Below are 18,127 nucleotides of genomic sequence, written 5' to 3'. Positions count from 1 at the left end.
ACACCACAACCCGCAAAGGAGCAGCCGTGATCCGACTCGCCGTATGGTTCCGCAGCAAGAAAACCCTCATCGCCGCCCTCGAAGACACGCTCACAGCCAAGCAGCAGCTACAGGACGGGCTCGCGGAGGCGGACGCCGAGAACAACGACCTGTACGAGAAGCTCCGCCAGGCGGAGTCGGCCGGCGAAACCGAGCTGGCTCGGCTGCAGGTCCGCGTCGCAGGGCTGGAGCAGCAGGTGAGAGACGCTGCCACCCGGTCTGCGGCTCTGATGCGGCAACGCGACGAAGCACGCGACGCACAGAAGGCTCAGGAGCGGCTGTCTGGGGAGCCGCGGGACGCCCTCGGGTCTCTCGTCAAGCAGCGGGGTTACCGTGCCCTGTTCCTGGCTGAGAGGGCGCGCGCCGACCAGCTGGCCGCCCTCGTGTCCACGCTCCAAGAGGCGAACCTGAGGCACGACCGGCTCGCCTGACGCGCGGCCCTGACCTGGCGTTTCACCCAGCACGATCGTTGTTGCAAATCTTCGTTGTTGCGCCTTGCGGCTCATTGTTGCATGTTGTAGCGTGATCACATCAGCAAGCGCCAAGGCGCAACACGAAGCCCGCCTCTTCTGACGGCCCGCACACCACCGGAACCACACCCCGGTGGCGCGCAGACCGGCAGACCAGGCGGTCACACCCCAGGAGCAAAGGAGCCCGCGAACGTGAACCACCCGACCACGCCGGACAGCGGAGACGAGACCGCCGTCCCGTTCCCCGTCCGCATGAGGACCGCCAGCGTGCGCGACACCTACCGCAACGCCACCGGGCTCGAAGCGCTCTACGGCGCACTCGTCGACGACCGCCTCGGGGACGACGAGCGGCCCATCACCGGGAGCGCCACGTGAAGCACCGCCTACTCATCACCGGATCCCGCGCATGGGAGGACGAGCAGATGATCCGCGACGCCATCGCGGCCAACATTGCCCGGCACGGCCCCGAAAACCTGGTCGTGGTGCACGGCGCCTGCCCGTCCGGCGCAGACGCGCTCACCGACCGGATCGCCACCGCATGGGGCGGCGGCCTAACCGTCGAACGGCACCCGGCCGACTGGGACCACTGCACCGCCACCTGCCACCCCGACCACCGCCGCAGGAAGCCGCCAGGCGACACCGACCACCCCGGCCTACTCGCCACCTACTGCCCGGGAGCCGGTCCGCGCCGCAACGCCCACATGGTGTCGCTCGGCGCAGACCTCTGCCTCGCGTTCCTCGTGGCTGGATCCCGTGGGGCCGCCTACACCGCGAACATCGCCGAACGCGCGGGCATCCTCACTCACCGGTTCGAGGCATAGCCGTGGACATCTCGCAGAAGGTCCTCGACCAACAGGCCGAACTCGACTCGCTGATCGAGACCCACATCAACGACCAGCCGCGCAACCACCAGGTCGAGCCCGGCCCGTCCGAGATCGGCATCCCGTGCGACCTGCGGCTCGGCTACAAACTGTCCGGCCAGCCCGAAATCAACGTCGACCAGCCGCTGAGCTGGAAGGCGTGGATCGGCACCAACGTCCACCGCGGCCTCGAAGAACTGCTCACGCTCGCCAACATGGCGCGGCCCGGCTGGGAAGCCGACGGCATCGACCGGTACCTGCTGGAGCAGCGCGTCACCGCGGGCGGCATCAACGGCACCGACATCTCCGGCAACTCCGACCTGTACGTGGACGGCGTCGTCTGGGACTGGAAGATCCCCGGCGGCACCACCCTCCGCAAGTACAAGAAGGAGGGGCCCGGCGAACAGTACGAGGTCCAAGGCCACGTGTACGGCCTCGGGCACGAGCTGGCCGGCCGCGAAGTCACCGACATCGCCATCTACTTCCTGCCCCGTGACCAGGAGTGGCGCCAGCGCTACCTGTGGTCCGCCCCGTACGACCGGCAACGCGCCCTCGACGCACTATCCCGCGCCGACGGGATCGCCAACCTCGTCTCCGCCCTCGGCTCCACCGCGTTCCCGCTGCTCAAGCGGAAAGCGTCGTGGTGCCGCAGTTGCCCATGGCTCAAGCCGGGCTCCCAGAACCTCTCGGACGGCTGTCCGGGTGACCCCGACGTCGCCGAAGAGGCGACATCGGAACTGCTCGACCTCATCGCCCAGTAGCAAACGATCAAAGGAGCACAGCATGAGCATCGACATCACCGCAAATGACTTCCTGATGGGCGGCGGCATCAAGGCCGCCCGCTTCGACACCATCGGCACCACCGTCGGCGGCCCCATCACCACGCAGCCGAAGGTCGAGCAGCAGAAGGACCTCGACACCGGCGAGCTCAAGTTCTGGAACGACGGCAAGCCCATGATGCAGATGGTCGTCACCGTCCAGACCAGCCTCCGCGACCCGGAGGTCCCGGACGACGACGGGCAGCGCGCCTTCTACATCAAGGCCAACAGCCTGAAGGCGGTCCGCGAGGCTGTGCGCCGGTCCGGCGCGAAGGGCCTCGACATCGGCGGCACGCTGACGCTCACCTACACGGGCGACGGCGAGCAGAAGGCGCGAGGCAAGAACCCGCCCAAGCTGTACTCCGCCACCTACCAGCCGCCCGCCCAGGCCGCCGCCAACGAGTTCCTCAACGGCGGCCAGCAGCCCGCCGCCGTACCGCAGCAGGCCGCGTACGCTCCCCCGGCCGCGCCGCAGCCGCCCGCCCCGGCCCCCGCTGCACCGACCGCGCCCGCCGCCCCGTGGACGCCGCCGCCCGGCATGACGCCCGAGCAGGCCGCCGCCGTCGCCGCCCTCCCGCCCGAGCAGCGGGCCGCGCTCGGCTTCGCCTAACCCCACCCCCGGCCCCCTGCCGCCCCATCACGCGGCGGCAGGGGGCCACCCCATCTCAGCCCCGCAGGCAGGCACCCGGGTTCGAGCCCCGGAGGAGGCACTCAGCACCACCAGCACCAGCACGGAAAGGGGACCCGTAATGGATCTCACGAGAATCGACGACCCCTTCTGGCTGGACACCACAGCCCCCAGACGGCCACGCGGAACGGCCGCCTGACGTGGCCAACCTCTCGATCCCCGACATCAGCGCCGACCACGACACCCTCGGCGCAGCCCTCGCCTACGCCCGCGCAGGCTGGTACGTACTCCCCGTCAACCAAGCCACCAAGCACGCCGGATCCGTCCTCGGCAAAGGCTGGCCCGCCAAGACCTCCCGCGACACTGAGACGATCATCGCCTGGTTCGCCGGAACCGACCACGCACTCGCCCTGCACGTCGGCCGCTCCGGCGCTATCTGTTTCGACGTCGACCAGCCCGGCCAGCTCACACCGCTCCTGCGCGCCGTCCTCCTCACCGAACCGCCGCCCTTCCAATCCACCCGAGACAGCGACCCGGAACGCGGCCACTACCTGTACGCCGTCCCCGAAGGCCGCAGCCTCGGCAACTCGGCCGGCCAGCTCGGCAAAACGTGGGGCGAAGTCCGCGGCCGGAACGGCATCGTCGTCGTCGCCCCCAGCGTGCACGAGAAGGAGTCCGAGGGCGGCCGGTACGAATGGCAGCGCACCGGGCAGCTGCCCGTCCTGCCCGCGGCGCTCGCCAACCAGCTCCCCGACAGCGGCGACAGCTCCGACGCCGCCACTGACCGCGAAGTACGCGCCTTCCTCAACGCTCACACCGGCAGCGCCCGGCCGGAACTCCTTTCCGGCGTCCTCGGCCGGTGGGACGCCGCCATCGCGGCCGGGGAGTCCCGCCACCAGGCGACCCTTTCCGCCGCCGCCTGGGCCATGCGCGAGGCCGCCGCCGGCCTCTACCCCGCGCTGGCCGCCGCAGAGAAGCTGTCCACCTACTTCGGGCTCATCATGGTCGTCTCCCGGGACGGCGCCGAACGCAAGCTCACCCCAGGTCAGGCGCGAGCCGAGTTTCAGGGCATCCTCGCCTGGGCCATCGCCCAAGTCCCCCAGTCGGACCCCAGCCAAGTGCGGGAACAGGTGGAGGAGCGGGCGCCGCGCGACGACTTCTCCGACCTCCTGCCGCCCGGCCACCCCCAAGCGGGCACGCAGCCGTCGGGGCCGCCCCCTTTCACGGTGGACGGCAACCTGGCCACCGTCCACCACCTGCCCGTCCCTGACCAACAGGAGACGCCCGACCTCGACCTCGACGCCCTCGCGTTCGAGCGTGAGGTCGCCCACGAACTCCGCAAACTCAAGGTCCGGGAAGAAGCCCAGCGGCGGGCCAGAAAGGCCCGCCAAGGCCCGCTCCAGCGGCCACCCCTCGTGCGCCTGGACGCCTTCCTCGCCGTCCCCGACGAGCCGGTGGCCTACCGGATCGACCGGCTGTGGCCGAAGGGCGGCAGGGTGGTTCTGGCCGCCCAATACAAGGCGGGCAAGACCACCATCATCGGCAACCTGCTGCGCTCCCTCGTCGACTCCGTGCCGTTCCTGGACGCGTTCACCGTGGAGCCCTTCGCGGGCAAGGTGGTGCTGCTCGACGACGAGCTCGACGAACGCATGATCCGGCGGTGGATCCGCGACCAGGGCATCGCCAACGAGCAGGCCGCCGCCGTCGTATCCCTGCGCGGACGGCTCTCCTCGTTCGACCTGCTCGACCCCGAGACCCGGTCGGAGTGGGCGGCCGAGCTGCGGGCCGCCAACGCGACCGTGGTGGTGCTCGACTGCCTCGCCCCCATATTGGACGCCCTCGGACTCTCCGAAGACAAAGAAGCCGGACGATTCCTTGTCGCTTTCGACGAGTTTTTGAAAGAGGCGGGCGTCCAGGAGGCGATCGTCGTTCACCACATGGGGCATTCCGGGGAGCGTGCCCGTGGCGCTTCACGGTTGCGGGATTGGCCGGATGTGGAATGGCGTCTGGTGCGTGAAAAAAATGAGGACGGCGAATCGGAGCCGAACGCGCCACGCTATTTCTCGGCGTACGGGCGCGACGTCGAAGTACGGGAATCCCTGCTCGCCTACGAGCCCGCCGGAAGACGTCTGGAGTTGGTCGGCGGCACCCGCCAGGACAGCGTCACCGACCGCGCACTCCAGGCCGTGGTGGACCATCTGGGGCTCGCACCGGGGCAGTCTCAGCGTGCCGTCGAGGCGGCGTTGAAGGACAGCGAGCACGGCCGGGAAGCGATCCGGAAGGCGCTCAAGTCGGGGGTGGACCGTGGCGTGCTGGGGGTGTCGCCGGGGCGCGCGGGAGGGTCGGCGTACTTCGTGAAGGACGCGTCGAAGCTCGCCAGGAGTGCGCCGCCGATCTTGAAAAGAGACGACTTCAGCGATCTTGTCAATAACGAAACCGCAGGTCAGAGTAGCAGTTTGAGTGCGCCGCGCACTCAAGCGTCAATAAGCGATGGACACGATATATCGCGTCTGAGTGCGCCGAGTGAGCCGCGCACTAGAACCGCAGGTCAGAGCCCTAGTGCGCCGAGTGCGCCGGAGTGCGCCAGCGCACCGGCGGGGAGTGCGCCAGTGCGCCTCTCTATAGAGAGGCGGCGCACTGGCGCACTCCTCCCCGCCGAACCGGCCCCCCAAGATCATCCCCGAGAGGGCGAGAGTCGCCGATGGGAGACCACCCGGCCCTGCCAAATCTGCGGCACCCCCATGACCGTCCTCACCCCCGACCAGACCCGCCACCCCATGTGCACACCCACCACCAACCCGAAGGAGACCCCATGACCAGCCAAGGCGCCTACATCCTCGACAACGGCCGCTTCGACCCCACACTCTCTCCCCGCATCGCCGCAGGCTGGACCCGCATTCTCCGCCTCCTCGAAGACGGGACATGGCGTGACTGGAGCGCGATCGTCACCACGGTCACAGCCGAAACCGGCCTCACGGCCAAGACCATCAGCAACCTGCTCCACAGGGGCGTGACCAGCGGATACTTCGCCCGGCAAGGCGACTATAAGGCCGGGACGCGGCAGGTCCGCCAGGTGCGCTGGCCATGACCGCGGCCTGGATCCTGCAGAAGCAAACCGACGCAGCCCGCTGCGCAGGCATCCGCCTCTGCCGCCGATGCCACACCCCCATCCTCCAAGGCCTCGACGCAGACAACGCCGCAATGACCGCACGCTGCGACCCCACCCCACTCACCGAAATGGGAGAAGCAGTCGCCCTACTCCAAGGCCGCACCACCTACGACCTCGTCACCGTAAAAGCCGGACGCGAACTCCACCCCCGCACCACCCACTTCATCAAAAAGAAAGAACGCCGATACCTGATAGTCGCCACACACATATGCGGAAACCCACTCGCAGCATTCACCCAACCCGCCAAACAGAAAACCAAGGTGCACGATGACGACACCCCGCCCTTCTGAAAAAGCCACGGCCACACCCAGCGGCTGCCGATGGTGCGCCCTCCCCCAACGCGGCCACTGCCAGCGCTGGACCGCCGCCGCCGGCTGGCACGGCTACGTCCCGCCCACGCAGCAGCAGATCAAAGCCCGCATGATCGCCCGAAGGAGCGCCCGATGACCGACAGCAACCCGACACCGAGCGAACTGTTTGACCAAGCCATCGACCAGCCGGCCCGCCGACACGACGCCATCGGCGCCCTCTTCGCCGGCCTCGCAGACACCGCCATCGCCGCCGCAGCCCAACGACGAGCCCTCAAGAAGGCGCTCCGCGACGCCAGGCGCAACCGGCCGGAGGCCATCGCCGCGCGGAAGGCCGCGGCGCGCCGTGGATGGGAAACCCGCCGGCAGAACGCCGCCGAGACAGCGGCGGTGGCCGAACGCGAACTCGACACCTGGGCGGAGGGGGAGAACCGGCGAGGCCCCCGCTGCAACCAGATGTCACACAACAGCTGCGGCAACGAGGTGTTCTGCCACCTCGATCCCGACCACCGCGACGACGGCCGCGAGCACGACAACGGCCTCGGCTGCACCTGGCCACTAGACGAGAACGAAGGCGAGGACAACCGATGAAGATCTTCTATGACTGCGAGTTCATCGAAGACGGCCACACCATCGACCTGATCAGCATCGGCATGGTCGCCGAAGATGGACGCGAGCTCTACGCCGTGTCCTGCGAGTTCTCGTTCGCTGCCCTCCAGCGCAGCGACTGGCTGATGGCGAACGTCGCCCCGTCCCTGCCGATCAAACCCGCCGACGACGGCGGCCCCTGGGACATCAACCACCCCGACTATCCGATCGTCCTGCCCAGGAAGGAGATTGCGCGCAGGGCCGCCTGGTTCATCCAGGCCACCCCCGACGTCGAGTTGTGGGCCTGGTACGGCGCATATGACCACGTCGCCCTCTGCCAGCTCTTCGGCCGCATGATCGACCTGCCCGCCGGCGTGCCCATGTGGACCAACGACCTCAAGCAGGAAGCCGCCCGCCTCGGCAACCCGACCATGCCGAAGCAGGAGGAAGGCGAACACAACGCGCTCGCTGACGCCCGACACAACCGGCTCGTGCATGAGTTCCTGATCGTCGAGCGCCTCCGCGCCGAGGGGGGCACCCGATGATCCGCGACACCCGATTCCTCATCAGCCGCCGCCCCTACGCCGTGGACCTGGCCAGCCTCCGCGGCTCCGTCAAGACCACCGGCCCGGGCGCCACCGCACGGACCTACTACGACGGCCGCATCAACGCCGTCTGGTACCGGCGACGCCGCGGCGTCACCGTCGCCTGCATCGGCACCCTGTGGGACCTCCAAGACGACCAGCCGGCCGACGCCGTGCAGTTCCTGGGGAGGCACACCGACGGCCGGTACGGCGGCAACGCTGAAGGCCGGTGGGACGGGCGGTCGTACTGGGGCAACGGCACCCTCGCCGAACAACAGCAGTTCCTCGCCATCCTCCGGCCGATGCTCGCCGGCTACCCCGAGGCGCCCGCCGGGTTCGACGGGTGGTGGCGGTTCTGATGGCCGACGACTACCGCGAACGGTGCGCCGAAGCCGCCATGAACGCCTGGTACATGAACGCCGTCCTGTGCGACCACAGCCAGATCACCCCCATCGACCACCTCGTGGACGCGGTGCTCGCCGTGCGAGACAAAGAGCTGGAGCGGCTGAGCAACCTCGATGCGGCCGCCGCCATCCAGCGCGCCGAGCAGGCCGAGACGGAAGTCGCCCGGCTCAGAGCCGGCGAAGCCCCCGAACCGCCGTCCCCGCACACCACGCTCACCCCCGCCCAGTGGCTGCGCTGCTTCAACGACGCCACCCCCGAGAAACGACTCCAGGTGATCGCAGACCTCCAAGGAGAGGTTGACCGCGGCTTCGAGTGCTTCCGCATGAACCACAAGGGCGTCATCGAGGACCTCCGCGCCGAGCTGACCCGCCGCGCCCCTGGAAGCCCTGAGAGCGATTCTGAGCCTGCCCGGACATCAGGACACCAGGACAACCCTACAAAGCCGCCAGCGACCCCGTAGCGGCCCGCACACGCACCGTTACGCCCCCACGCCCCACACTTGACTCAGGAGGTATTGACCATGGCCAGACGCCTCACCGAAGAAGACCAGCAGCGACGCACCAAGGTCATGGAGCTGAAGCGCCGCGGCCACAGCTTCGAAGCCATCGGCGCCCAACTCGGCATCTCCAAGCAGCGCGCCCACCAGCTCTACTGGGACACGTTGAAGAAGATCCCGGTGCAGGAGGTGGCCGAGTATCGGGTTGAGCAGGCGGAGCGGCTGGACGAGATGCTGCGGCGGGCGTACGAGGTGCTGGAGCGCCGGCACATCACGGTGTCGAACGGCCGGGTGATCTATCACGAGGACGAGCCGCTCGCTGATGATGGGCCGACGTTGCAGGCGATCAGGACGGTGTTGGCGATCGAGGAGCAGCGGGCGCGGTTGTTGGGGTTGAACGCTCCGGTGAAGCAGGAGCTTGGGGGCGAGGTGCAGGTGACGTACAGCTTCGAGGGCGTGGATTTGGGGCAGCTGAAATAGCGGGGCCGCCGCGTTTGGCGGCGGTCCTCTTGCCTATCAGATGTCACAATCCCAGTGTGCTGGCAGGTCTTGCAGGTGATCCCGGCGGACGCTGGTATTCGGGTCCGCACCCCCTTCCATCTGCCAGGACTTCGGGGTTGGAATTTCCCGTATCCCTTAAATATCTTCTGGGCGCGACTTCTCTGCACGTCCTAGTTGGCGAGCTAGCCACGAAGCGATGTTGCAGTGTTACCCATTTCCCAATCTAATTCGCAGAGGCCCAGATTGTGCCTTCACTTGACTCGCACCAGATCATGCATGGATCACTCATCTGCAACGCGAAGCCAATACGGCGATATCTCGGAGGTGAATTCTTGCAGTGTAAGCATTGTTTCTTCCTCCACAGGGAGACGTAGAGGCGTTGGATACCCCAGGCGCCCACGAGGGGGTAACAGACTTTTGATCCAGAGCTGCGCATCCCATCGCACTAGGTACTTCGGCATCACCTCCACCACCACCCCCGTTTGCCCATCCATCAAAAGCAAGGGGACTTCGAGTCCAGGAGCATGGACCTTCACTACTTCTAGACCCGGTTTCACTACGCGCACTCGCACACCCTTCTGAAACAGGGAAGGTGTTCGTCTCCTTAGATCCACCACCTCTGATTGTTTATCCGCCCCCGACCTTATAACGTGTTCTCTAAAATTCGGCAGAGAGTCTCGATTCAAGGGTTTGTTTTTAGTCAGATCGAGCACGGGTCCGAGGTCGGCGGGCACAATGCCAGGCTGGCTAGTGATATATCTCAATAGCTCCAGCAAGCCACCTTCATTGCCGACGTTGTACGTGGTGTACTTGCTGAGCTTCTTTGGCACATTTTGCATGTCGGCGCCACTAAAGACGATAGGGATTACCTTGCCTTGTCCACTTACGGCATGCTCATAGAGCCAATCTATGATGTCCTGGGATTCCCAAGTTACTCCTAGGCCGATGCCGGATTCTTGCTTACGATCGAACCGTTTCTTATAAGTTTCCTCACAAACAACTAACACGTAGTCCGCGGCTTCCATTTGATCTACGCACCAGGCAGGCCACCCCTGTGGCGGAAACGAAACATATTGATCGATCCACGCCTCCACCCCTCCCGGATTGCGCAGCCACTGCGCCAACTGCAAGACCTTTGCCTTGTGCTCGTCTCCGGGCGCATGACTATATGAGATGAAAACGCGAATCCGTTGATCCCCTTTTTGCATCATCCCAAACGCACTCCCGCCACGTCGGCAGCTAGATATGCACACACTACTCCGTCACACAGCTGTCGAGAATACGCGTTGCACCCCGCAATTTGGGCCAACCGGTACTGATGACGGAGTGAATGAAGTGCCGCCTGTTCCTCTCCGCCTCTGGATCGAGGAATTATGCGCCCAGAACCTGGTGGCACGCTGGGGGAACATCTCCACTGGCAGAGCGACACTGCGGGTGATGCTTGACCGCTTCCCTTCAGCCGCAACCCTGATCAGCACAGGGATCCCTAGCCCCTTCCAATACGACCGGCCGAAAACAGCAGTCATGCAAAGGGAATTTAGCTCGGAACCTTTTGGCAAATTCGTTCAGTCCACAATGCTGTCCAGCGTGGCGTTCCGGCACAGCTTCGCCTACAGCCCTGCATAATTGGAATGTGACCATAACGCTGCGTCACCACTACCGCCCCCGCGGCGCCGCGGCGGCCGTGTTTGCCTCCCGCGCCCCCGAAGTCCTCCTCTCCGGCCCGGCCGGCACCGGCAAGTCACGGGCCGCGCTGGAGAAGCTGCACGCGATGATGCTGGCCACGCCGGGCGCCCGCGGCCTCATCGTCCGCAAGACCTTGGTCTCGCTCGGCAGCACGGGCCTGGTGACGTGGCGGGAGAAGGTCGCCGCCGAGTCCATCGCCGCCGGCCACGTCGTCTGGTACGGCGGCAGCCAGCAGGAGGCCGCCGCCTACCGGTACACCAACGGCAGCACCGTGGTGGTCGGCGGGCTCGACAAGCCGCAGAAGGTCATGTCGTCGGAGTACGACGTCATCTTCGTGCAGGAGGCCATCGAGCTCACCATCGACGACTGGGAAGCCCTCACCACCCGCCTCCGCAACGGGCGCATCAGCTTCCAGCAGCTGCTCGCCGACTGCAACCCGTGGACGCCGTCCCACTGGTTGAAGCAGCGAGCCGACCGCGGCGACACCCTCATGCTGCACAGCCGGCACGAGGACAACCCGACCCTGTTCCGCGAGGACGGCACCCTGACCGAGGGCGGCGAGGCGTACATCGGCAAGCTGGAGAAGCTGACCGGCGTCCGCTACCACCGGCTCCGGCACGGCCGTTGGGTCGCCGCCGAAGGCTTGATCTACGAGGCGTACGACCCGGCCGTCCACCTAATCGACCGGTTCGACATCCCCGACTCGTGGACGCGCTGGTGGACGGTCGACTTCGGATTCACCAACCCGTTCGTCCTCCAGTGCTGGGCCGAGGACAGCGACGGCCGGCTGTTCCTGTATCGGGAGATCTACAAGACGCGGACCCTGGTCGAGGACCACGCCAAGACGATCCTGCGCCTGGTCCGCGAATGCGACGAGTGCTGCGAGTCGAGGGCGACCGATCATGACTGCCACGACTGCAAGGCGTGCCGCCTGGCGTGGACAGAGCCCCGACCGCGGGCGGTGATCTGCGACCACGACGCGGAGGACCGAGCCACGTTGGAGCGGCATCTCGGCATGTCCACGATGGCTGCGCGTAAGGGCGTCTCGGATGGTATCCAGGCGACGCAGGCCCGCTTCCGCCTGGCCGATGACGGGCGCCCCCGGATCGGTTTCCTGCGCGACAGCCTGGTGGAGCGGGACCCGGAGTTGGAGGACGCGAAGAAGCCATGCTCGACGGTGGAGGAGGTCACCGGCTACGTGTGGGACCAGAGCCCGGGGAAGCCGCCGAAGGAGACGCCGGTCAAGGCTGACGACCACGGGATGGACGCGCTGCGGTACATGGTGGCGCAGAAGGATTTGGGCGCCCGGCCGCGCATTCGCACACTCGGACGATAACCGAGACCTCCATCTACGCAAGACCGGTCCTATCGGCGTAGCGGACGAACGTACGCTACGCCGATAGGGAGCTTTAACCATCAGGTAAGTGCATTTTCAGCACCGCATCGATCGCCTTCGACGATCGTTCCATCTGTAGGGAAGAGAGCGACCTCGACCCTTCAGGCCACTCGCTCGCCGCCGGCAGAATGACCGGCACCTTCGACTGCTCCCAATGGCCAGTCCCGGACTCGCTGCGGCTTGAGAAGTTTGGGCTGGGAGGTAGTCCACATCGGCACGTTACACCCCGTCTGCCCTGGCCAGGGCGGCTAAGCCAGAACGCGATGTTTACGGCCAATATATGAGGCCTCTCACCACGCTTAAAGCGGGCAAGGATGAAGTCGATCTCTCGGCCAGCCTCCAACCGCAAGCGACACCAGTTCCCGTTCCGGCTGTTGAAGATCTCGATGTCGTAGTCGCGTGGCAGTGTCAGATAGCCGACAACATCCCACATGCCCGTCAGATCCTGATCCTGCAGAGCCTGCTTCACCGGGATCAACATCCGAGTGCTGAAGTAATCTGCGTTCAGGATCCGAGTTTTGATCCCAGCCAGATGTGGAGGCGCGAGTTCCTCATGGCGGCGTTCGAGGTCCTCGGCGTGACGTTGACGTTCCTCATGGCGGCGTTCGAGGTCCGCAGCATGGCGTTGACGTTCCTCATGGCGGCGTTCGAGGTCCGCAGCATGGCGTTGACGTTCCTCATGGCGACGTTCGAGTTCCTCATGGCGACGTTGGTACTCCTCGCGTCTTCGGTCCGCCTCAATGTCAGCGATCCGACGCGTTTCACGGGCCGAAGCCTTCGCCGCCCTCGCCGAAACGGCCGCCCAGTAGGTAGCGATCACAGCTATCGCCACGGCGGCGGCTGCAGCCCAGTCCCCTAAGTCCACACCACCACGATACGTCGCCACATTGGACATTAGGCCGATGCTGCGATGAGACTGCTTTCTAAACATCGATAACCCAGAGTTGACCCATACTTGAACAATGGCATGGGAATGGGTCGCACCGGTCGCAACTGGCATCACCGGCATCGTGGGCACCGCGTTCACGTGGTGGGCTGGCCACCAGGGACGCCGACACGCTGAGCGGGTCGCCCAAGATGCCGCCACCTCCGCACTAGCGAGGGATCGCGAGGCACGTCGGGCAGCCGCATACGTGGATCTTCTCACCGTAGTAGTCAGCAACACTGACGAACTCACGCGCATCACGTCTTCACTGATGGATCCGGACGAGGAAGAAGGAAAGCTTGTCGAACTGCGGGACGAATACATCGCAGTCATGGGCAAGGCGGGAGTTTACGGTTCGGGACCCATACACGATCTTCTCTCTTTGTGGGGGAAGTGCAGAGGTAGGCTAATTTCTGCTCATGTCGCCTTGCGTGAAGCCATCGAAGGCGACCCTGACGGCGAGCACGCCGATCTTCGGGAGAAGCGCAGAACGGAACGCCGCGAGTTGAGGGACATCGCTATTGCGGTCCGCAGGAGGATGACCAAAGAGCATGCGTAGTCTCGCGCCTTACCCGAACTCATGCGGGAGATTTTATTGCTACAACGCTGCTGAACAGGAAATCTTCCTGCTACAAGTAGCGTTGATCGTATGGGGATGCGCACACACGGGACCAGCCCATGACGACGTTCATGGACGCGTTCCACGCTGAGCGCAACTACGCCGCCGCCAAAGCCAAGACGCGGCCACCCCGCACATCCCTCGTCATCCGCGCAGGCCGCGCAGCCGCCAAGCTGCTCCCCCGCTGGCAAACCATCCGCACCCTCACGCTCAGCGTCGCCGGCTTCGGGCTCATCACCGCAGCGGCCTGGACGCTCCACCTCGCAGCCGGCCTCGCCGTCGGCGGCATCTCCCTCCTGATCCTGGAGTCCCTCACCGGTAGCGAGCGCCGGTGAGGTCGCCTCTCGGCGCTCTCGCCCGCGGCCTGCAGAACAAGGCGCCCGTCCCGTATGTGAGCAGAAGCATCCGGCACGCCCTCCCTTTCGGCGGACGAAACGACGCCGTTTCCCAGATGCAGGCCATGGGGTCGGTGGGCACGCTCTTCTCGATCGTCCACCGCACCTCGAACGCCACCTCGCAGGTGGGCTGGAATCTGTGGCGTTCCGCCGACTCCGGCCGCGACGAAGACCGCCAGGCGGTCACCCGGCACCTCGCGCTTGACATCTGGCGCCGCCCGAACCCCTGGATGCCCAGGCAGGAGTTCGTCGAGGGCACCCAACAGCACGTGGACCTGACCGGCGAGGGCTGGTGGGTGGTGGCCCGCGACCAGCGGATGCGCTCCATCCCGCTGGAACTGTGGCCCGTCCGTCCCGACCGGATGATCCCCATCCCGCATCCGACCGACTTCTTGGCCGGCTACATCTACGTCTCGCCGGACGGCGAGCAGGTGCCGCTCAGGTTGGACGAGGTCATCCAGCTGCGCATGCCGAACCCGCTCGACCCCTACCGAGGCATGGGGGCGGTGCAGTCGATCCTCTCCGAACTGGACGCCACCCGCTACAGCGCGGAGTGGAACCGCAACTTCTTCGTCAACAGCGCGCTGCCCAGCGGCATCATCGAGGTCCCGACGAACCTCGGTGACACGGAGTTCGACGACCTCCGGGACCGCTGGGACGAGCAGCACCGCGGCGTGGCCGCCGCTCACCGGGTCGCCATCCTCGAAGGCGGCCTGACGTGGAAGGACCGGCGCTTCACCCAGCGGGACATGCAGTTCGTCGAGATGCGGCAGGTCTCTCGCGATGTGATCCGTGAGGCGTTCGGGATTCCGGCGTTCGCGCTCGGCGAGGTGTCCGACGTCAACCGGGCCACCGCAGAGGCAAGCAAGGCGATGTTCGCCGAGCAGCTCACCATCCCGCGCCTGGAGCGGATCAAGGCCGCGCTTAACAACGACTTTCTGCCCATGTTCGGTGCGACCGCGCAGGGCTTGGAGTTCGACTACGAGGACCCAGTCCCTCAGGACGCTGAAGCCCGCGATCGGGAGCGCACCTCGAAGGCGCAGGCGGCGAAGACGTACGTGGACGCCGGGTTCACCGGCCAATCCGTCGTAGAAGCGCTGGAGCTGCCGGACACGCTCGTCTGGCGCGAACCGCCAGCCAAGCAGCCCGCCCCCACCCTGCCCGCCCCACCGGCGCCGACGCCGGACGACCTGCTCCGCGCGCTCCGCGCCCAGGTCGACCCTGAAGAAACCCGCGAGGACTGGCAGGAACGCCTCAACAACCTCCTCGCCGACTGGGAGCAGGTCACTGAAGGCCAGCGCGCTGAGCTCTTGGAGCAGATCCGGGCGGCCGTTGTGGCGGCGGCCCCCGCCGATCTTGCCGCGCTGACGGCCTCCAGCGGCGCGGGTGCGGCGCTGCTGGAGGCCGCCCTCATCGAACAAGCCGAAGCCGCTGGCGAACGCATGGTGGCGACCGCCGAAGACCAGGGCGTCACCATCACGGCCGCCGTGGTGGCCGGTGTGCTCGCCGCCGGCCTGGCCGCTACCGCAGCGGTGACCGCCGGGCTGCTCGCCGCTGGCCTCGCTATCGCCGCTGCGCGTGAAGCGTTGCGGGTGTGGTCGTCCGACGCCGACGAGGTGACCGGCCGCGTGCGCGACTTCCTGGAAGGCCTCTCGGACGCCAGTCTGCGCACCGAGCTGGGCGGGGCTATCTGGTCGGCGGAGGCCGCGGGCCGGTACGCGACGCTCCAGCTGGCTGACGACGAGGGCAACGGCGCCATCTACTACGTGGCGACAGAGGAGCGGGACCGCAACACCTGTATCCAGTGCGCTGACGTGGACGGCGAACGCTTCGACACCTTGCGCGACGTCAAGGAGTCCTACCCGCACGGCGGCTACTTCGCCTGCCTCGGGACCATCCGCTGCCGCGGCACCGTGGAACCTCACTGGGGTGAATCATGACGTGGATCAACCTGCCCGATTCAGCAACGGGCGCGCAGCCCCAAGTACGGGCGAAAGCCCAGTGGTACGAGTTCCGCAACGGCACTACCGACGAAGCGGAGCTGCTGATCTTCAGCGAGATCGGCTGGTGGGGCATTCTCGCGGACGAGTTCGTCGAGGAGCTGAACGCGGTCACCGCGTCGAAGCTGACGGTGCGCGTCAACTCCCCCGGTGGGTCGGTGTTCCAAGGCGTCGCGATCGGCAACGCGTTGCGGGCTCATCCTGCGACGGTGACGGTCCGTGTGGAGGGCCTGGCCGCCAGCATCGCCAGCGTGATCGCCCTCGCCGGTGACCGGTTGGTGATGGCCCCCAACTCCATGTTCATGATCCACGACGCGAGCGGCGGCTGCTGGGGCGACGCCGCAGAGATGCGGAAGATGGCGGAGGTCCTCGACAAGATCAGCGACAACATCGCTGACGCGTACGCCGCCAAAGCAGGCGGCAGCCGGGCCGAATGGCGCGGCCGGATGCTGACCGAAACCTGGTACACCGCCGACGAAGCGGTAGAGGCGGGCCTCGCCGACGAGCTGCTCGTCCCGCCGCAGCCCGACCGCAGCGACGAGCCGGACGACGCCGCGAAGCGGATGGCGGCGCAGTGGGATCTGTCCATCTTCCGGTACGCGGGCCGCAGCAACGCGCCCGCCCCCGCCCGCCCGGCACCCGTAGACCAGGCGCCGACTCTGGAAACGCCTGCACCCCCCGTCGAGGCGCACACCCCGGAGCCGGCGCCTGCACCACCCGAACCCGAGCCGGCCGCTGTCGAGCCTGCTCCCGAGCCTGAACCGCAGCCTGACGCGTGGGCGTCAGCCGTCGCACACCTGATCACACCCCCGTCCACGGAGGACGTGTGGGACCGCCTGAGGGAGGCACTGCTGTGACCACACCCGTCCTGCCGAAGGACATCCCCGTCCCCAAGAACAGCAACGAGCTCGCCGAAATGTTCGGCGACCCCGGCCGCTACAAGGGCATCCTCGCCAGCACCGAGACGCTGCACGCGTTCGTCGCCGCCTACGGTCAGGCCCAGCAGGGCGACGGCACCGACATGCAACGGCAAATCGAGGCCGAAGTGCAGCGCGGTATGGCCGCCTTCCTGAAGGACAACCAGTCCGGCGGCGACGGCGTCAAGCGGCTCAACCTCGACCCGCAGACCCGCCCAGCCAACATGCTGACCTCGCACAAGCAGGCCACCGCCTACAACGCCAAGGCCGCCGGCGCCGCCATCGACAAGGACTTCTCCTCTGCGGCGGAGTACTTCAAGATGGCGTGGCATCTCAACCCGTCGGCTGAGGCCCGCTCCAAGATGGAGCAGCTCCGCAACGCGTACTCCAGCGTGGTGCCGTCCGAGGGCGGATTCCTCGTCCCCGAGACGCTGCGGTCGCAGCTGCTCCAGATCGCGCTGGAGATGGCGGTCGTCCGGTCGCGGGCCACGGTGGTGCCGATGGAGACGGCCCGGGTGCCGTTCCCGATGATCGACTCGACCACGAACGCGGGCAGCGTGTTCGGCGGCATGATCGGCTACTGGGGCGAAGAGTCCGCGATGCTCCAGGAGTCGAACCCGAAGTTCGGCCGCGCGGTGCTCGACTCCAAGAAGCTGACCGGCTTCGCCGCCGTCCCCAACGAGCTGCTGTCCGACTCGCTCATCTCGTTCGCCGCGCTCATCGAGACGATGTGGCCGATGGCTCTCGCGTTCTTCGAGGACATCGCCTTCATGTCCGGCAGCGGCGTGGGTGAGCCGCTCGGTTTCCTCGGCGCGGGCAACAGCGCCAGCGTCGCCGTGGCGAAGGAAGGCAGCCAGCCGGCCGCCACGATCGTCCTCGAAAACGTGATCAAGATGTACAGCCGGATGCTCCCGGCGAGCCTGGCGCGCGGCATCTGGGTCTGCAGCCCCGAGGCGATCCCCGAACTGTTCACCATGGCGCTCAGCGTCGGCACGGGCGGCGGCCCGGTCATGCTGACCAACGTCGCCGGCCCGGCACCGATGACCATCTTCGGCCGGCCGCTGGTCGTGTCGGAGAAGGCGGGCCGTCTCGGCACCCGCTCCGACCTGTCGTTCGTCGACCTGTCCTACTACCTGGTCGGCGACCGCCAGGTCATGACCGCTGCCAGCTCGACGGACTACCGGTTCGGCAACGACCAGACCTGCTACCGGATCATCCAGCGCGTCGACGGCCAGCCGTGGCTCAAGAACGCGATCACCCCCGCGAACGGCGGGCCGGCCCTCTCCCCGTTCGTCGAGATCGCCGACCGGGCCTGATTCGGCC

At 66.8% G+C, this 18,127-nt stretch carries 21 protein-coding genes; 20 read left to right on the top strand and 1 reads right to left on the bottom strand.

Annotation, left to right across the window (positions count from 1 at the left end):
- The first annotated feature begins 26 nt into the window (after positions 1 to 26).
- The 13 genes from AB0C27_RS40655 to AB0C27_RS40595 all read left to right on the top strand — a co-directional run bounded on the left by AB0C27_RS40655 (position 27) and on the right by AB0C27_RS40595 (position 8,845).
- Entirely contained in the window at positions 27 to 470 is a 444-nt protein-coding gene (locus AB0C27_RS40655) for a hypothetical protein (RefSeq protein ID WP_357856106.1), read from the top strand.
- Between the two features lie 231 nt (positions 471 to 701).
- On the top strand, positions 702 to 884 hold the full coding sequence (locus AB0C27_RS40650; protein WP_357856104.1) for a hypothetical protein: 183 nt from the start codon (positions 702 to 704) through the stop codon (positions 882 to 884).
- Positions 881 to 1,330: an SLOG family protein gene (locus AB0C27_RS40645; RefSeq protein WP_357856101.1), complete on the top strand. Its 450-nt coding sequence runs from the start codon at positions 881 to 883 to the stop codon at positions 1,328 to 1,330. Before AB0C27_RS40650 ends, AB0C27_RS40645 begins: the two co-directional genes overlap by 4 nt.
- Before the next feature lie 2 nt (positions 1,331 to 1,332).
- Complete coding sequence (locus tag AB0C27_RS40640) at positions 1,333 to 2,130, top strand: hypothetical protein (protein WP_357856098.1); 798 nt, start codon at positions 1,333 to 1,335, stop codon at positions 2,128 to 2,130.
- A 22-nt stretch (positions 2,131 to 2,152) separates the two neighbouring features.
- Positions 2,153 to 2,797, top strand: coding sequence for a hypothetical protein (locus tag AB0C27_RS40635; protein WP_357856095.1), 645 nt, complete (start codon positions 2,153 to 2,155; stop codon positions 2,795 to 2,797).
- A gap of 218 nt (positions 2,798 to 3,015) precedes the next feature.
- The gene (locus AB0C27_RS40630) at positions 3,016 to 5,631 is read left to right on the top strand and encodes an AAA family ATPase (protein ID WP_357856092.1); all 2,616 of its coding nucleotides are present in this window, start codon (positions 3,016 to 3,018) and stop codon (positions 5,629 to 5,631) included.
- The gene (locus tag AB0C27_RS40625) at positions 5,628 to 5,903 is read left to right on the top strand and encodes a hypothetical protein (protein ID WP_357856089.1); all 276 of its coding nucleotides are present in this window, start codon (positions 5,628 to 5,630) and stop codon (positions 5,901 to 5,903) included. Before AB0C27_RS40630 ends, AB0C27_RS40625 begins: the two co-directional genes overlap by 4 nt.
- Positions 5,900 to 6,274 carry a hypothetical protein gene (locus tag AB0C27_RS40620; protein WP_357856086.1) on the top strand — a complete coding sequence of 125 codons (375 nt, stop codon included), beginning with the start codon at positions 5,900 to 5,902 and terminating at the stop codon, positions 6,272 to 6,274. Before AB0C27_RS40625 ends, AB0C27_RS40620 begins: the two co-directional genes overlap by 4 nt.
- 153 nt (positions 6,275 to 6,427) lie before the next feature.
- Positions 6,428 to 6,883: a hypothetical protein gene (locus tag AB0C27_RS40615; protein ID WP_357856083.1), complete on the top strand. Its 456-nt coding sequence runs from the start codon at positions 6,428 to 6,430 to the stop codon at positions 6,881 to 6,883.
- The gene (locus tag AB0C27_RS40610) at positions 6,880 to 7,425 is read left to right on the top strand and encodes a 3'-5' exoribonuclease (protein ID WP_357856080.1); all 546 of its coding nucleotides are present in this window, start codon (positions 6,880 to 6,882) and stop codon (positions 7,423 to 7,425) included. The genes AB0C27_RS40615 and AB0C27_RS40610 overlap by 4 nt, the downstream gene beginning before the upstream one ends.
- On the top strand, positions 7,422 to 7,823 hold the full coding sequence (locus AB0C27_RS40605; RefSeq protein WP_357856077.1) for a hypothetical protein: 402 nt from the start codon (positions 7,422 to 7,424) through the stop codon (positions 7,821 to 7,823). Before AB0C27_RS40610 ends, AB0C27_RS40605 begins: the two co-directional genes overlap by 4 nt.
- Entirely contained in the window at positions 7,823 to 8,329 is a 507-nt protein-coding gene (locus AB0C27_RS40600) for a hypothetical protein (protein ID WP_357856075.1), read from the top strand. The genes AB0C27_RS40605 and AB0C27_RS40600 overlap by 1 nt, the downstream gene beginning before the upstream one ends.
- A gap of 60 nt (positions 8,330 to 8,389) precedes the next feature.
- Positions 8,390 to 8,845 carry a hypothetical protein gene (locus AB0C27_RS40595; protein ID WP_357856072.1) on the top strand — a complete coding sequence of 152 codons (456 nt, stop codon included), beginning with the start codon at positions 8,390 to 8,392 and terminating at the stop codon, positions 8,843 to 8,845.
- A 302-nt stretch (positions 8,846 to 9,147) separates the two neighbouring features.
- Here AB0C27_RS40595 and AB0C27_RS40590 read toward each other — a convergent pair whose 3' ends face one another.
- Positions 9,148 to 10,077: an SEFIR domain-containing protein gene (locus AB0C27_RS40590; protein ID WP_357856069.1), complete on the bottom strand. Its 930-nt coding sequence runs from the start codon at positions 10,075 to 10,077 to the stop codon at positions 9,148 to 9,150.
- Between the two features lie 422 nt (positions 10,078 to 10,499).
- Here AB0C27_RS40590 and AB0C27_RS40585 point away from each other — a divergent pair, with 422 nt between their 5' ends.
- The 7 genes from AB0C27_RS40585 to AB0C27_RS40555 all read left to right on the top strand — a co-directional run bounded on the left by AB0C27_RS40585 (position 10,500) and on the right by AB0C27_RS40555 (position 18,120).
- Positions 10,500 to 11,888, top strand: a complete 1,389-nt coding sequence (locus AB0C27_RS40585) for a phage terminase large subunit (protein ID WP_357856066.1) — start codon at positions 10,500 to 10,502, stop codon at positions 11,886 to 11,888.
- A gap of 340 nt (positions 11,889 to 12,228) precedes the next feature.
- A complete protein-coding gene (locus tag AB0C27_RS40580) occupies positions 12,229 to 12,807 on the top strand; it encodes a hypothetical protein (protein ID WP_357856063.1) in 579 nt (192 codons plus the stop codon).
- Between the two features lie 103 nt (positions 12,808 to 12,910).
- Entirely contained in the window at positions 12,911 to 13,432 is a 522-nt protein-coding gene (locus AB0C27_RS40575; RefSeq protein ID WP_357856060.1) for a hypothetical protein, read from the top strand.
- 119 nt (positions 13,433 to 13,551) lie between these two features.
- Positions 13,552 to 13,827, top strand: a complete 276-nt coding sequence (locus AB0C27_RS40570; RefSeq protein ID WP_357856057.1) for a hypothetical protein — start codon at positions 13,552 to 13,554, stop codon at positions 13,825 to 13,827.
- 125 nt (positions 13,828 to 13,952) lie between these two features.
- Positions 13,953 to 15,827 carry a phage portal protein gene (locus AB0C27_RS40565; protein ID WP_357856054.1) on the top strand — a complete coding sequence of 625 codons (1,875 nt, stop codon included), beginning with the start codon at positions 13,953 to 13,955 and terminating at the stop codon, positions 15,825 to 15,827.
- Complete coding sequence (locus tag AB0C27_RS40560) at positions 15,824 to 16,744, top strand: head maturation protease, ClpP-related (RefSeq protein WP_357856051.1); 921 nt, start codon at positions 15,824 to 15,826, stop codon at positions 16,742 to 16,744. Before AB0C27_RS40565 ends, AB0C27_RS40560 begins: the two co-directional genes overlap by 4 nt.
- Entirely contained in the window at positions 16,741 to 18,120 is a 1,380-nt protein-coding gene (locus AB0C27_RS40555; RefSeq protein WP_357856048.1) for a phage major capsid protein, read from the top strand. The genes AB0C27_RS40560 and AB0C27_RS40555 overlap by 4 nt, the downstream gene beginning before the upstream one ends.
- The last annotated feature ends 7 nt before the right edge of the window (positions 18,121 to 18,127 follow it).

The organism is Nonomuraea sp. NPDC048882 (assembly GCF_040649755.1).
Taxonomy (GTDB): domain Bacteria; phylum Actinomycetota; class Actinomycetes; order Streptosporangiales; family Streptosporangiaceae; genus Nonomuraea; species Nonomuraea maheshkhaliensis.
The sequence above is the reverse complement of the archived record's forward strand: the minus strand, read 5'-3'. Positions and strand labels throughout refer to the sequence as shown.

What these genes read in the sequence shown, in the direction of transcription:
- AB0C27_RS40635 (WP_357856095.1), top strand. Translation starts at nt 2,153, where the DNA reads ATGAGCATCGACATCACCGCAAATGACTTCCTGATGGGCGGCGGCATC.
- AB0C27_RS40625 (WP_357856089.1), top strand. Translation starts at nt 5,628, where the DNA reads ATGACCAGCCAAGGCGCCTACATCCTCGACAACGGCCGCTTCGACCCC.
- AB0C27_RS40620 (WP_357856086.1), top strand. Translation starts at nt 5,900, where the DNA reads ATGACCGCGGCCTGGATCCTGCAGAAGCAAACCGACGCAGCCCGCTGC.
- AB0C27_RS40615 (WP_357856083.1), top strand. Translation starts at nt 6,428, where the DNA reads ATGACCGACAGCAACCCGACACCGAGCGAACTGTTTGACCAAGCCATC.
- AB0C27_RS40610 (WP_357856080.1), top strand. Translation starts at nt 6,880, where the DNA reads ATGAAGATCTTCTATGACTGCGAGTTCATCGAAGACGGCCACACCATC.
- AB0C27_RS40605 (WP_357856077.1), top strand. Translation starts at nt 7,422, where the DNA reads ATGATCCGCGACACCCGATTCCTCATCAGCCGCCGCCCCTACGCCGTG.
- AB0C27_RS40600 (WP_357856075.1), top strand. Translation starts at nt 7,823, where the DNA reads ATGGCCGACGACTACCGCGAACGGTGCGCCGAAGCCGCCATGAACGCC.
- AB0C27_RS40595 (WP_357856072.1), top strand. Translation starts at nt 8,390, where the DNA reads ATGGCCAGACGCCTCACCGAAGAAGACCAGCAGCGACGCACCAAGGTC.
- AB0C27_RS40590 (WP_357856069.1), bottom strand. Translation starts at nt 10,077, where the DNA reads ATGATGCAAAAAGGGGATCAACGGATTCGCGTTTTCATCTCATATAGT.
- AB0C27_RS40580 (WP_357856063.1), top strand. Translation starts at nt 12,229, where the DNA reads ATGAGGCCTCTCACCACGCTTAAAGCGGGCAAGGATGAAGTCGATCTC.
- AB0C27_RS40575 (WP_357856060.1), top strand. Translation starts at nt 12,911, where the DNA reads ATGGCATGGGAATGGGTCGCACCGGTCGCAACTGGCATCACCGGCATC.
- AB0C27_RS40570 (WP_357856057.1), top strand. Translation starts at nt 13,552, where the DNA reads ATGACGACGTTCATGGACGCGTTCCACGCTGAGCGCAACTACGCCGCC.
- AB0C27_RS40565 (WP_357856054.1), top strand. Translation starts at nt 13,953, where the DNA reads ATGGGGTCGGTGGGCACGCTCTTCTCGATCGTCCACCGCACCTCGAAC.
- AB0C27_RS40560 (WP_357856051.1), top strand. Translation starts at nt 15,824, where the DNA reads ATGACGTGGATCAACCTGCCCGATTCAGCAACGGGCGCGCAGCCCCAA.